This is a genomic window from Pseudomonas mosselii (genome assembly GCF_005796105.1).
Lineage (GTDB): Bacteria > Pseudomonadota > Gammaproteobacteria > Pseudomonadales > Pseudomonadaceae > Aquipseudomonas > Aquipseudomonas mosselii_C.
The window spans coordinates 24997-38589 of sequence record NZ_VAUO01000017.1 but is presented as its reverse complement, the minus strand read 5'-3'; the positions used below and the strand labels follow the sequence as shown (position 1 = coordinate 38589).

The window sequence follows — 13593 nt, the reverse complement described above, 5'->3', positions numbered from 1 at the left end:
ATCATGAGTATCCAGGCTTTTGCCGACAGCCATGATCCCTTCTGGCCCAGGGTGGATCTGGCCGGGCTGCATGCGCACTTGGTCCTGCATTGCAACGTCAGTGAAATCGCGCTGGACATTGCTGCACGGTGCGCCGTGATCGACGCGGCCCGCGAGTTCTCCGTCTGGCGTGCGGCGCTCAAGGCACGTGGCTATAACCGGCTAGAAGACGTGAGCGGGCACGCGGCTGGCCGCGCGTTACGGGTCTGCTACGTAAGGTTCGTCGAGGTTGCCATTGTGCGCAGTGCCTGCGGTATGGCGAGCAGAGGATTGGGATATGCCTGAGCACGTCTTCTTGGATGACCTATCTGCTGCCACCGCGAATCTGCTGGGTGCCGATGGCTACGTGCTGTTCGCGGCGTTGCTGGGGGCCTTGTTGGTCAGCGCGGCACGTGATCGGCTGATCACCGACAAGTCCCGGCGCCTGACACTGGCCAAGAAACTCTTGCTGGTCTTCATCACCGTCGGCGTGGGCCACCTGTTCGAGCCGCTGGTACTGTCAGTTGCCCCGATACTATCCAGGGGCATGGCAGCCTTCGTGGCGTCGGTGGTGGTCATTCCGATCAGCCTGAAGATCATGGTCGGACTCGATTCGCTGGACCCCCGCGAGTTGATCCAGCGTTGGCGCCGCAAAGGCTAAGGCGTGCCAGCTGTCGCCAGATCCCCGGTGAGCCTCGCCAGTTGCCACTGCAAATGCTGAATGCGTTGTTTGTCGCGAATGAACAGGGCAACGGCTCGACGGTCATCCGCAGGCAATACCCGTAGTTGCTCGAGGATCTCCTGCTCCCAGTGCCCGTCGTTGTCTGGCGCGGTATTGGCGGCGGTGTGGCCGAGCAACAGCCAGTCCAGCGAACAACCCTGCTGCTGGGCCAAGGCTACGCAAAACGCATAGGGAATGCTTTCACGCACCTTCCAGCTGCTGAGCGTCTGCGGGCTGATCGACAACGCCCGTGAAAGCTCCGCATCGCTCTGGGTGCCGGTCATCAGCTTCAGGCGAGCCAATACCGCTGGCAGTGAGTGTGTACTCATAACAAATATCCATGACTGGTTTAACGATAATTCATGGGCTTAAACTACTCGTTACGAATACAGCCCCGCGTTTCAAGGAGCATTCCTGCAATGAGAAATACCAAACTGAAGAATATACCCAGTTGTGCAGTTATAACTGACACACCAAAGCGATTTTTCCCACAGACAGGCTGCCTTGGCATGGCTGGTAGGTACATGCCGTGAGTACCTACAAGCTCGTTTGCCCTCACTGCCAGAGCAGGATGCGCATACGCACCAGTGAAGGGCGGCATATTTTTCTGCGAATTGCCTACTTGCAATGCACGACGGAGGCCTGTGGCTGGTCCGTGCGCGCTGAGTTCGAGATGACCCACGAACTGTCCCCCAGCGGGATGCCCAACCCCGAAGTCTACCTGCCGTCAGCCAACGGAGAACTGCGCAAAGCCGCAATGACCGGGGTAGGACAGGGTGGCGCTGGCGAGTGAACCGCCCAGGGCGCAGATAAAAAAACACCCCGCATGAGCGGGGTGTTTTTTGACGCGTAGGGCGGATCAGCCGATCAGTTGCAGGCCGGCTTGCTGCACCATCTCCAGCAGCGGCTGCGGGTATACGCCCAGCACGAAGGCGAGGATGGCGATGGCCAGCAGCATGACGCCGCCGGTACGCTGTTCCCACTTCAGCGGGGCGTCGTGGCGACGCAGGTTCGGCTCGACCAGGTAGAGGGTGACCATGACGCGCAGGTAGTAGTACACGCCAATGGCGCTACCCAGCACCAGTGCGCCTACCAGCCACCACAGGTGCGACTCGACGCCGGTGGCGATGATGTAGAACTTGCCGATGAAGCCTGCGGTCAGCGGGATACCGGCAAGCGACAGCATCATCACGGTCAGTACCGCCGTCAGGTACGGACGGCGCCAGAACAGGCCGCGGTACTCGTACAAGGCATCGGCGTCTCGGCCACCGTACGGCGAGGACATCAGGGTGATCACGCCGAAGGCGCCGAGGCTGGTGATCACGTAGGTGACCAGATACACGCCCATGGCTTCCAGGGCCAGGCCCTTGCTTGCGACCAGGGCGATGACCAGGTAGCCGAAGTGGGCGATGGACGAATAACCCAGCAGACGCTTGAGGTTGCTTTGGGTCAGGGCCAGCAGGTTGCCGACGATGATCGATGCCACCGCGATGACCGACAGCACGGTGCTCAGCACGCCGCTGCTGGCAGCAGGGGAGAGCATGAACAGACGGACCACGACGGCGAACACGGCGACCTTGCTGGCAGTGGCCAGGAACGCCGCGACGGGGGCCGGAGCACCTTCGTAAACGTCCGGCGTCCACAGGTGGAACGGCACCAGCGACAGCTTGAAGGCCAGGCCGACCAGCATCATGCCCAGGCCCAGCTGCGCCAGCAGGCTTGGCATGCTGGTGGCAGCCAGGACCTTGCCCAATTGGTCGAAGGTCAGGGCACCGGCGTCGGCGTACAGCAGCGCCATGCCGAACAGCAGGAAAGCGGAACCGGCGGCCGACAGGACCATGTACTTGATGCCGGCTTCCAGCGAACGCTTGTTGAAGAACGCGTATGCCACCAGGCCGTAGACCGGCACTGAGAGCAGCTCCAGGCCGATGAACAGACCCGCCAGGTGGTTGGCGCTGACCAGCACCAGGCCACCGAGAGCCGACATCAGCAGCAGCAGGTAGAGTTCTTCACGGTTGCCTGGGAAGCCCTTGGAGCCTTCGCCGAGGTAGGCGTGGGCTAGCGTCACGCAGGCCAGCGTGGCAATCAGGATGATCGCCATGTACAGGCAGGCGAACTTGTCGATGGTCACCAGCGAGGTGACCGCCAGCGGCGCGACTTTCAGTGCCGGCAGGATCGACAGCAAGGCCAGGTTCAGGCCCACGGTGGACAGCAGGAAGGTCTGCGAGTGGTTGCGCTTCCAGGCGATCGCCAGCATCACCACCACCGTGGTGATGGTGGTGATCAGCATCGGCGCCAATGCGATGAAGTGTTGAGTGGTGAATTCCATAGCGCTCTTACCGGGCCGAAGCGAGTTGAGTGAAAGCGGAACCGAGCCACTGCTGCACACCGCTCATGGTGGCGGCAGAGGTGTCGAGGAACGGCTGCGGGTACACGCCCAGCAAGATCAGCAACACCGCCAGGCCCAGCACCATGATCAGCTCGCGGCCGTCCATGCCGGCCAGTACGGTATCGGCCTTGGCCGGGCCGAAGTAGGCGCGGTGGATCATGATCAGCGAGTAGACCGAGCCGAACACAAGGCCGGTGGTCGCGATTACGGTGATCCAAGGGACGTGCACGAAGCTGCCGATCAGGATCAGGAACTCGCCGACGAAGTTGCCGGTGCCCGGCAGGCCCAGGGAGGCTGCGGCGAAGAACAGGCTGATGGCCGGAAGGTAGGCGATGCGGTGCCACAGGCCGCCCATCTCGCGCATGTCACGGGTGTGCAGGCGCTCGTAGAGCTGGCCGGAGAGGATGAACAGCGCCGCGGCCGACAGGCCGTGGGCCAGCATCTGGATCACCGCACCCTGCAGCGCTTGCTGGCTGCCGGAGTAGATACCGATCAGCACGAAGCCCATGTGCGAGACGCTGGAGAAAGCGATCAGGCGCTTGATGTCGGTCTGCGCGAAGGCCAGGAAGGCGCCGTAGAAGATACCGATCAGGCCCAGGGTCATGGCGATGGGCGCGAACTCTGCCGAGGCGTTCGGGAACAGCGGCAGGGCGAAGCGCAGCAGGCCGTAGGCCGCGGTCTTCAGCAGGATGCCCGCCAGGTCCACGGAGCCTGCGGTCGGTGCCTGGGCGTGGGCGTCAGGCAGCCAGGAGTGGAACGGCACAACCGGCAGCTTCACTGCGAAGGCGATGAAGAAGCCCAGCATCAACACGTACTCGATACCGGCAGGCAGTTCAGCCTTGAGCAGGTCGCTGTAGTTGAAGGTGAGCACGCCGGTGGCGTTGTAGTTCACCAGCACCAGGCCCAGGATCGCCACCAGCATGATCAGGCCGCTGGCCTGGGTGAAGATGAAGAACTTGGTCGCCGCGTAGATCCGGGTCTTCTTGCCGTCCGCCGAGCTATGGCCCCAGAGCGCGATGAGGAAGTACATCGGCACCAGCATCATTTCCCAGAAGAAGAAGAACAGGAACAGGTCCAGCGCCAGGAACACACCGACCACGCCGCCCAGGATCCACATCAGGTTGAGGTGGAAGAAGCCGACGTGGCGCTGGATCTCTTTCCAGGAGCATAGCACCGACAGCACGCCGAGCAGGCCAGTCAGCAGGATCATCAGCAGCGACAGGCCGTCGAGGGCCAGGTGGATGCTGATGCCGAAGCGCTGGATCCACTGGACCTTGTATTCCACGGCCCAGGCAGGTTCGGCGCCCGGTGCTGGGGCGAGGGTGTAGTCGCCAGTGCCCCACAGCCACAGGCCGATTCCGAGCAGCAGGGACATGGTCAGCAGCGCGATCCAGCGCGGCAGGGTGGCGCCGAAGCGCTCACCCAGCCAGCACAGGAAGCCGCCGATGAAGGGGATCAGGATCAGCCAAGGCAAAATCATGACGGGTTGGTTTCCTTTGGCAAAGTCGCAAGATTCAGGGTCATACCGCAGCCACCAGTACTGCGCCGAGTACCAGCACGGCACCGACGGCGATGGAGGCGGTGTACCAACGCAGCTGGCCAGTCTCGGTCTTGCTCATGGCAACGTGACCGCCACGCGCCATGCGCGGGATGAGGCCGATGCCGCGGTCAACCGGGTCCTTGCGCAGGACGTGGCTGATCAGCAGGTACGGTTTGACGAAGAGCTTGTCGTAGATCCAGTCGAAGCCCCAGGCGGCGAACCACCAGGCCGACAGGACGCGGCCCAGGCCGCTGTTGGCGATGCTGCTGACGAAGCTGCGCTTGCCCAGGAACAGCAGGGCCGACAGCAGGATACCGGCGACGGCGATGGCGCCCGAGGCGATTTCCAGCGAGTGCTTGGCTTCGCCACCGGCGTGACCGGCGCTTTCTGGCAGCACACCGGCCAGTGGCGGATGGATCCAGGCGCCGATGAACGTCGACAGCACGATCAGCACGCCCAGCGGCAGCCAGTGGCTGATGCCGTGGCCGGCGTGGGCTTCGGTCTTGGCTTCACCGTGGAAGGCGATGAAGATCAGGCGGAAGGTGTACAGCGAGGTCATGAACGCGCCCACCAGGCCTGCGTACAGCAGGCCGGTGTTGCCGCTGGCGAAGGCTTCCCAGAGGATCTCGTCCTTGGAGTAGAAGCCCACGGTCAGGATCGGCAGGGCGGCAAGCGCTGCACCACCGACCACGAAGCTGGCGTAGGCCAGTGGCAGCTTCTTCCACAGACCGCCCATCTTGAAGATGTTCTGCTCGTGGTGGCAGGCAACGATCACCGCACCGGAGGCAAGGAACAGCAGGGCCTTGAAGAAAGCGTGGGTCATCAGGTGGAAGATCGCCGCGTCCCACGCGCCAACGCCCAATGCGAGGAACATGTAGCCGATCTGGCTCATGGTCGAGTAGGCGAGGATACGCTTGATGTCGGTCTGCACCAGCGCGGCGAAGCCAGCCAAGACCAGGGTGACACCGCCCACTACACCAACCAGGTGCAGGATGTCCGGTGCCAGCAGGAACAGGCCGTTGGTACGCGCGATCAGGTAGACGCCGGCGGTCACCATGGTGGCGGCGTGGATCAGGGCCGAGACTGGCGTCGGGCCGGCCATCGCGTCGGCCAGCCAGGTCTGCAGCGGCAGCTGGGCCGATTTACCGACCGCGCCACCGAGCAGCATCAGGGTCGCCAGGACCATCCAGGTGTCGCCCGCCTGGAACTTCTGCGGGGCCAGTACCAGCAGCTCTTGAACGTTCAGCGTACCCAGCTGGGCGAACAGGATGAACAGGCCGATGGCCATGAACACGTCGCCGATGCGGGTGACGATGAACGCCTTGAGCGCCGCGTTACCGTTGTTGCGGTTGCTGTAGTAGAAGCCGATCAGCAGGTACGAGCACAGGCCCACGCCTTCCCAACCGAAGTAGATGAACAGCAGGTTATCGCCCAGGATCAGGAACAGCATGCTGGCGATGAACAGGTTGGTGTACGAGAAGAACCGCGAGTAGCCGGTCTCGCCACGCATGTACCAGGAGGCGAACAGGTGGATCAGGAAACCGACGCCGGTGACTACGCCGAGCATGGTGACCGACAGGCCATCCAGGTACAGGGTGAAGTTCGGCGCGAAGCCATCCACCGACATCCACTGCCACAGCAGTTGGCTGTACGCGCCGCCTTCAGGCGGGGCGACGTTGAACTGCCAGATGACGTAGGCGGCGGTGGCGGCCGAGAGGCCCACCGAACCGACGCCGATCAGCGCGGACAGGTTCTCCGAGAACCGCCCGCGCGAGAACGACAGCAGCAGGAAGCCGATCAGGGGGAAGACGAAAGTCAGAAAGAGTAGGTTCATCCGCGCATCTCACTGGCAGCATCGATGTCGAGAGTGTGGAAGCGGCGATACAGCTGCAGCAGGATCGCCAAGCCAATGCTGGCCTCGGCGGCTGCCAGGCTGATCACCAGAATGAACATCACCTGGCCGTCGGGCTGGACCCAACGCGCACCGGCGACGATGAACGCCAGGGCAGCGGCGTTCATCATGACTTCCAGGCTCATGAGCACGAAGAGGATGTTGCGGCGGACCATCAGGCCAACCAGACCTAAGCAGAACAGGATACCGGCGACCGCCAGACCATGCTCGAGAGGGATAGCACCCATGATTTACTCCTTCGCCTCGTTGCGGCCCAGGTGGAAGGCGGTGACGGCTGCGGCGAGCAGCAGCATCGAGGCCAGTTCGACCACCAGCAGGTAAGGACCGAACAGGCTGATGCCCACGGCCTTGGCGTCCACGGTGGTGCCGCTGATGGCCGCCCCGGTGGGGTTGGCGAACAGCACGTAGAGCAGCTCAAGCAGCAGCAGGGCGGCAAGGATCACAGGCCCCGCCCAGATTCCCGGCTTGAGCCAGCCGCGTTCCTGGGCGACCGAGGCCGGCCCGAGGTTGAGCATCATCACCACGAAGACGAACAGCACCATGATGGCGCCGGCGTAGGCGATCACTTCCAGGGCGCCAGCGAACGGCGCACCGAGGGAGAAGAAGATCATCGCTACGGAGATCAGCGAAATGATCAGGTAGAGCAGGGCGTGCACGGGGTTGGTGCCGGTCACCACGCGAAGCGTGGAGACAACGGCTATCCCGGATGCGAAGTAGAAAGCGAATTCCATCTTTCTGTCCTTATGGGAGCAAGCTCTTCACGTTGATCGGCTCGGCTTCGTTCTGCGCAGCGCCTTTCGGCTTGCCAGCGATGGCCATACCCGCAACACGGTAGAAGTTGTAGTCAGGGTTCTTGCCGGGGCCGGAGATCAGCAGATCTTCTTTCTCGTACACCAGGTCCTGACGCTTGAACTCGGCCATTTCGAAATCCGGGGTCAGCTGGATCGCGGTGGTCGGGCACGCCTCTTCGCACAGGCCGCAGAAAATGCAGCGCGAGAAGTTGATGCGGAAGAACTCAGGGTACCAACGACCGTCCTCGGTCTCGGCCTTCTGCAGCGAGATGCAGCCTACCGGACAGGCCACCGCGCAGAGGTTGCACGCCACGCAGCGTTCTTCGCCGTCGGGGTCGCGGGTGAGGACGATGCGGCCGCGGTAGCGCGGCGGCAGGTAAACCGGTTCTTCGGGGTATTGCAGGGTGTCGCGCTTGCGGAACCCGTGGGAGAACACCATGGCCAGGCTGCGCAGCTGAGTGCCGGTGCCCTTAACGATGTCGCCGATATATTTGAACATGGGTCAAATCCTCACTGGGCCGCGACGGCTGGCGTGTTGTAGAGCACGATCGCAGCGGTCACCAGCAAATTGATCAGGGTCAGCGGCAGGCAGAACTTCCAGCTGAAGTCCATCACCTGGTCATAGCGTGGGCGCGGGATCGAGGCGCGCAGCAGGATGAACAGCATGATGAAGAACGCAGTCTTCAGGGCGAACCACAGGAACGGCACCTGCGGCAGGATGCCGAACGGGCCGTGCCAGCCACCGAAGAACAGGGTTACCAGCAGCGCCGAGATCAGGATGATGCCGATGTACTCACCGACGAAGAACATGCCCCATTTCATGCCGGCATATTCGATGTGGTAGCCGTCGGCCAGTTCCTGTTCCGCTTCCGGCTGGTCGAACGGGTGACGGTGGGTCACGGCGACGCCAGCGATGAAGAAGGTGCAGAAGCCGAAGAACTGCGGAATGATGAACCACAGGTTGTTGGCCTGGTATTCAACGATGTCGCGCATGTTGAACGAGCCTACCTGCACCACCACACCCATCAGCGCCAGGCCCAGGAACACTTCGTACGATACGGTCTGTGCCGAGGCTCGCAGGCTGCCCAGCAGGGCGTACTTGTTGTTCGACGACCAGCCGGCGAAGAGCACGGCGTAGACCGACAGACCGGCCATGGCGAAGAAGAACAGCAGGCCGATGTTCAGGTCGGCGACGCCCCACAGCGGGGTGATCGGAATCACCACGAAGGCGATCAGCAGTGCACTCATGGCCACGACGGGCGCCAGGGTGAAGATCATGCGATCGACGAAGGGTGGGTTCCAGTCTTCCTTGAAGAACATCTTCAGCATGTCGGCGGCAATCTGGAACATGCCGAACGGGCCGACACGGTTCGGACCATAGCGGTCCTGCCACCAGCCCAGCAGGCGGCGCTCGACGAAACTGAGCAGCGCGCCGCAGACCACCACAGCCAGCAGGACCACGATGGCCCGCACGACGGTGAGAATCACATCGATCACTTCGGGGGTGAACCAGCTCATTGTGCTGCCTCCTGCAGGCCTTCGACGGGTGCACCGAAGATGGCGGGCGGAATGCCGGCCAGGCCTTTGGGCAGCGCAACCAGGCCAGCGCCCAGTTCTTCATGGATACGCAGCGGCAGGCGCAGCGAAACGCCGCCGACGCTCAGGCTCAGCAGCGCGCCGTCGTTGACGCCCAGGCGCTCGGCCTCGGACTTGGCCAGGCCCACGTAGGCAGCCGGGATACGCGATTGCACCGGGGCGGCGCGCGAGGAGTTCTCTTCACTGCCGAACAGGTGGAAGAACGGCACGGCAGTCCAGGTCCCACGGGCCGGGTTGAACGCGCCCGGAATGGTATTGAACCAGTTCAGGCGATCACCTTGCGATTCGATCAGGCGCACGCCCGGGTCGCCTGCACGCAGGTGACCACCGACCTCGTCCTGGAACTTGTTCCAGGCTTGCGGGGAGTTCCAGCCCGGCGACCAGGCGAACGGCACTTGCTGGCGCGGTTCGGCCGAGCCCGAGTAGCCTTCCATCGAGAAGGCGAACGCGGTGTCCTTGTCCTGCGGGGTGCGCGGCTCGTGGACGCTGATGTTGGCGCGCATGGCGGTACGCCCGGAGTAGCGCAGCGGCTCGCGGGCCAGCTTCATGCCCTTGATGCGGAACGCGGCGCTTGGCGCTGCGTTGACGATACCCGCCAGTTGCGGGGCAGCTTCGGCGCAGGCGCTGGTGACGTGGTCGAGTTGGGTCCAGTCCACCGGCTTGTTGAGCAGGGTCGCACGCAGGGCGTGCATCCAGCGCCAGCCTTCGTGAATCTGGATGCTGCTGTCCAGGTATTGCGGGTCGAACACCTGGAAGAAACGCTGGGCGCGGCCTTCCTGGCTGACCAGGGTGCCGTCGCCTTCGGCGAACGAGGCCGCTGGCAGTACCAGGTGGGCGCGGTCCACCGTCGCTGTCTTGGTGTGGTCAGCGACGATCACTACCTTGGCCGCCGCCAGGGCTGCATCGATCTTGGCGGCCGGTACACGGGTGTACAGATCGTTTTCCAGCACCACGATGGCATCGGCCTTGCCGCTGATGACCGCGTCCAGCGCGGCGTCAACGGACTCGCCGCCCATCATCGCCATGCCAAGGCTGTTGGCCTCGGGCACGACCAAGCTCAGCGAACCGTTCTTCTCGCGCAGCTTCAGGGCCTTGGCGATGTTGGCGGCGGCTTCGATCAGCGCAGGCTCTGCCAGCGACGTACCGGCGACCACCAGCGGGCGGTTGGCGGCGACCAGGGCATCGGCGATGCGCTGGGCCAGTGCCTTGGCGTCGGCGTCCAGGCCTTCGACGGCAGGCGCGCTCGGGTCGATGGCGTGGGCCACGGCGAAGCCAATGCGGGCCAGGTCGGCCGGGGCGGCGTGCACGCACTCCTCGGCGACGTCGTCCAGCTTGGTTTCAGCCAGCGAGGCGATGAACAGCGGGTACAACGCGTGCTGGCCGATGTTCTTCACCGCAGCATCCAGCCACGGCTGCACGCGCATGGCGTCGGCCATGGCCTCGGCCTTGCCCTTGGTCGCCTGGCGCACGGCCAGGGCTACTCGGGCGGCGGTTTGCGTGAGGTCTTCACCGAGCACGAACACGGCATCGTGGTCTTCGATGTCACGCAGCGTCGGGACCGGTAGCGGGCTGTTGTTCAGCACGTCCAGTACCAGGCGTACGCGGGCCAGTTCACTGGCTTCGATACCCGAGTAGAAGTACTCGGCGCCGACCAGCTCGCGCAGGCCGTAGTTGCTCTCGAGGCTGGCGCGTGGCGAGCCGATGCCGACGATGGTGCGGCCACGCAGCAGGTCGGCGGCCTTGTCCAGGGCGGCGTCCAGGCTCAGTTTGGTGCCGTCGGCGAGGAACGGCTGGCGTGGACGGTCCTTGCGGTTGACGTAGCCATAGCCGAAGCGGCCACGGTCGCACAGGAAGTACTGGTTGACCGAGCCGTTGAAGCGGTTCTCGATACGGCGCAGTTCACCGTAGCGCTCACCGGGGCTGATGTTGCAGCCGCTGGAGCAGCCATGGCAGATGCTCGGGGCGAACTGCATGTCCCACTTGCGGTTGTAGCGCTCGGAGTGGGTCTTGTCGGTGAACACACCGGTCGGGCAGACCTCGGTGAGGTTGCCGGAGAACTCGCTTTCCAGAACGCCGTCTTCGACGCGACCGAAGTACACGTTGTCATGCGCGCCATACACACCCAGGTCGGTGCCGCCAGCGTAGTCCTTGTAGTAGCGCACGCAGCGGTAGCAGGCGATGCAGCGGTTCATCTCATGGGCGATGAACGGGCCGAGGTCCTGGTTCTGGTGGGTACGCTTGGTGAAACGGTAGCGGCGCTCGTTGTGGCCCGTCATTACCGTCATGTCCTGCAGATGGCAGTGACCGCCTTCCTCGCACACGGGGCAGTCGTGCGGGTGGTTGGTCATCAGCCACTCGACGACGCTGGCGCGAAACGCCTTGGACTCTTCATCGTCGATGGAGATCCAGGTGCCGTCGGAGGCAGGGGTCATGCAGGACATGACGATACGACCACGGGTGTCGTTCTCGTCGGTGTACTGCTTGACCGCACATTGCCGGCAGGCGCCGACGCTACCGAGCGCCGGGTGCCAGCAGAAATAGGGGATGTCGAGGCCGAGCGACAGACAGGCCTGTAACAGGTTGTCTGCACCGTTGACTTCGAGCGCTTTGCCGTCTACGTGGATAGTGGCCATGGTTCAAAGTTCTTCGTTGGCCCGCGTGAGCAGGCGTGGCTAATGGAAATCGGTGGGCTTGCGACACGCCGCGATCACTCGGGCCTGTCGGCAAGCTGGCAAGTGGCACGGACCACCTGCCTCATCATCTTGTTATGCGCCGACCACGATCGGTTTGGCGAGGTTCGTACGCAGGGCGTCACCCGCGGCTGCTGGCGCGACCCCGGCCTCGAACTCCGAGCGGAAGTACTTGATGGCACTGCCCAACGGCTCGACGGCACCCGGTGCGTGAGCACAGAAGGTGCGGCCTGGGCCGAGGAAGTTGACCAGACCCAGCAGGGTCTCGATGTCTTCGGCGCGGCCTTGGCCTTTTTCCAGCGCGCGCAGCATCTTCACGCTCCACGGCAGGCCGTCACGGCAGGGGGTGCACCAGCCGCAGGATTCGCGGGCGAAGAACTCTTCCATGTTGCGCAGCAGCGAGACCATGTTGATGCTGTCGTCCACCGCCATCGCCAGGCCCGTACCCATCCGGGTGCCGACCTTGGCGATGCCACCGGCGTACATCTGTGCATCGAGGTGTTCGGGCAGCAGGAAGCCGGTACCCGCGCCGCCTGGCTGCCAGCACTTGAGCTTGAAGCCGTCGCGCATGCCACCGGCATAATCTTCGAATAGTTCGCGGGCGGTGACGCCGAACGGCAGCTCCCACAGACCTGGGTTCTTCACCTTGCCGGAGAAGCCCATCAGCTTGGTGCCGTGGTCTTCACTGCCTTCGCGGGCCAGCGACTTGTACCAGTCGTTGCCGTTGGCGACGATCGCCGGCACGTTGCACAGGGTCTCGACGTTGTTCACGCAGGTCGGTTTGCCCCACACGCCGACGGCGGCAGGGAAGGGCGGCTTGGAGCGTGGGTTGGCGCGACGGCCTTCGAGCGAGTTGATCAGCGCGGTTTCTTCACCGCAGATGTAGCGCCCGGCGCCGGTGTGCACGAACAGCTCGAAATCGAAACCGCTGCCCAGGATGTTTTTGCCCAAGAGGCCGGCAGCCTTGGCTTCATCGATGGCGCGATTGAGGTTCTTCGCCGCAGTGGTGTATTCGCCACGCAGGAAGATGTAGCCGCGATAGGCCTTCAGCGCACGGGCGCTGATCAGCATACCTTCGACCAGCAGATGGGGCTGTTGCTCCATCAGCATACGGTCTTTCCAGGTGTTGGGCTCCATTTCGTCCGCGTTGCACAGCAGGTAGCGGATATTCATGGATTCGTCTTTGGGCATCAGGCCCCACTTCACGCCAGTGGGGAAGCCTGCACCGCCGCGACCCTTGAGGCCGGAGTCCTTGACACTCTGCACGATGTCGTCGGCGGACATCTCGGCCAGCGCCTTGCGCGCCGCGGCGTAGCCGTTCTTGGATTCGTACTCGGCCAGCCAGACTGGCTCGCCGTCGTCACGCAGGCGCCAGGTCAGCGGGTGGGTTTCGGCACTACGCGCGATGCGGTTGGCCGGGCCGAAGGAAGTGATGGTCATACGTAACCCTCCAGCAGCTTGGCGACGCCGGCAGGTTGCACGTCGCCAAAGGTGTCGTCGTCGATCATCAGCGCCGGGGCCTTGTCGCAGTTGCCCAGGCAGCACACTGGCAGCAGGGTGAAGCGTCCGTCGGCGGTGGTCTGACCCAGGCCGATGCCCAGCTCGCTCTGGATCTGGCTGACCACCGACTCGTGGCCGCCGATGTAGCAGACCATGCTGTCGCATACGCGGATGATGTGGCGGCCGACCGGCTGGCGGAAGATCTGGCTGTAGAAAGTGGCCACACCCTCGACGTCGCTGGCAGGGATGCCGAGTACCTCGCCGATGGCGTAGATGGCGCCGTCCGGCACCCAACCGCGCTCTTTCTGCACGATCTTCAAGGCTTCGATGGACGCCGCGCGCGGGTCCTCGTAGTGGTGCATCTCGTGCTCGATGGCCGAGCGCTCGGTTTCGCTGAGGGCGAAACGGTCGGTTTGGATAAGCGTGCTGTTCATGC

The 13593-nt window shown here is 63.7% G+C and carries 14 protein-coding genes; 3 read left to right on the top strand and 11 right to left on the bottom strand.

Annotation, left to right across the window (positions count from 1 at the left end; translation table 11 throughout):
- Nucleotides 1–3: 3 nt before the first annotated feature.
- Nucleotides 4–324 (top strand): head completion/stabilization protein, encoded by a 321-nt coding sequence (locus tag FEM01_RS22055; protein ID WP_138221572.1) that lies wholly within the window; start codon nt 4–6, stop codon nt 322–324.
- Complete coding sequence (locus tag FEM01_RS22050) at nt 317–679, top strand: hypothetical protein (RefSeq protein ID WP_138221571.1); 363 nt, start codon at nt 317–319, stop codon at nt 677–679. Before FEM01_RS22055 ends, FEM01_RS22050 begins: the two co-directional genes overlap by 8 nt.
- Here the strand turns inward: FEM01_RS22050 and FEM01_RS22045 are convergent.
- Complete coding sequence (locus tag FEM01_RS22045) at nt 676–1068, bottom strand: helix-turn-helix domain-containing protein (RefSeq protein WP_138221570.1); 393 nt, start codon at nt 1066–1068, stop codon at nt 676–678. The genes FEM01_RS22050 and FEM01_RS22045 overlap by 4 nt on opposite strands.
- Before the next feature lie 200 nt (nt 1069–1268).
- On the opposite strand from FEM01_RS22045, the gene FEM01_RS22040 reads away from it, so the two are divergent.
- A complete protein-coding gene (locus tag FEM01_RS22040; RefSeq protein WP_138221569.1) occupies nt 1269–1532 on the top strand; it encodes an ogr/Delta-like zinc finger family protein in 264 nt (87 codons plus the stop codon).
- Nucleotides 1533–1598: 66 nt separating this feature from the next.
- On the opposite strand, the gene nuoN is transcribed toward FEM01_RS22040, so the two are convergent.
- From nuoN to nuoE, 10 genes are all read right to left on the bottom strand, one after another.
- Nucleotides 1599–3068, bottom strand: a complete 1470-nt coding sequence (gene nuoN / locus FEM01_RS22035) for an NADH-quinone oxidoreductase subunit NuoN (protein WP_138221568.1) — start codon at nt 3066–3068, stop codon at nt 1599–1601.
- Between the two features lie 7 nt (nt 3069–3075).
- The gene (gene nuoM / locus FEM01_RS22030; RefSeq protein WP_138221567.1) at nt 3076–4608 is read right to left on the bottom strand and encodes an NADH-quinone oxidoreductase subunit M; all 1533 of its coding nucleotides are present in this window, start codon (nt 4606–4608) and stop codon (nt 3076–3078) included.
- Between the two features lie 40 nt (nt 4609–4648).
- Nucleotides 4649–6502, bottom strand: a complete 1854-nt coding sequence (gene nuoL, locus FEM01_RS22025; RefSeq protein ID WP_138221566.1) for an NADH-quinone oxidoreductase subunit L — start codon at nt 6500–6502, stop codon at nt 4649–4651.
- Nucleotides 6499–6807 (bottom strand): NADH-quinone oxidoreductase subunit NuoK, encoded by a 309-nt coding sequence (gene nuoK, locus FEM01_RS22020; protein ID WP_023631349.1) that lies wholly within the window; start codon nt 6805–6807, stop codon nt 6499–6501. The genes nuoL and nuoK overlap by 4 nt, the downstream gene beginning before the upstream one ends.
- Nucleotides 6808–6810: 3 nt before the next feature.
- On the bottom strand, nt 6811–7311 hold the full coding sequence (gene nuoJ, locus FEM01_RS22015) for an NADH-quinone oxidoreductase subunit J (protein WP_138221565.1): 501 nt from the start codon (nt 7309–7311) through the stop codon (nt 6811–6813).
- 10 nt (nt 7312–7321) lie between these two features.
- The gene (gene nuoI, locus FEM01_RS22010) at nt 7322–7870 is read right to left on the bottom strand and encodes an NADH-quinone oxidoreductase subunit NuoI (protein WP_016488223.1); all 549 of its coding nucleotides are present in this window, start codon (nt 7868–7870) and stop codon (nt 7322–7324) included.
- An 11-nt stretch (nt 7871–7881) separates the two neighbouring features.
- Nucleotides 7882–8889: an NADH-quinone oxidoreductase subunit NuoH gene (nuoH, locus tag FEM01_RS22005; RefSeq protein WP_138221564.1), complete on the bottom strand. Its 1008-nt coding sequence runs from the start codon at nt 8887–8889 to the stop codon at nt 7882–7884.
- Entirely contained in the window at nt 8886–11600 is a 2715-nt protein-coding gene (gene nuoG / locus FEM01_RS22000) for an NADH-quinone oxidoreductase subunit NuoG (protein ID WP_138221563.1), read from the bottom strand. The genes nuoH and nuoG overlap by 4 nt, the downstream gene beginning before the upstream one ends.
- Before the next feature lie 132 nt (nt 11601–11732).
- Nucleotides 11733–13097, bottom strand: coding sequence for an NADH-quinone oxidoreductase subunit NuoF (gene nuoF / locus FEM01_RS21995; protein ID WP_138221562.1), 1365 nt, complete (start codon nt 13095–13097; stop codon nt 11733–11735).
- Complete coding sequence (nuoE, locus tag FEM01_RS21990) at nt 13094–13591, bottom strand: NADH-quinone oxidoreductase subunit NuoE (RefSeq protein WP_070091876.1); 498 nt, start codon at nt 13589–13591, stop codon at nt 13094–13096. The genes nuoF and nuoE overlap by 4 nt, the downstream gene beginning before the upstream one ends.
- Between the last annotated feature and the right edge of the window lie 2 nt (nt 13592–13593).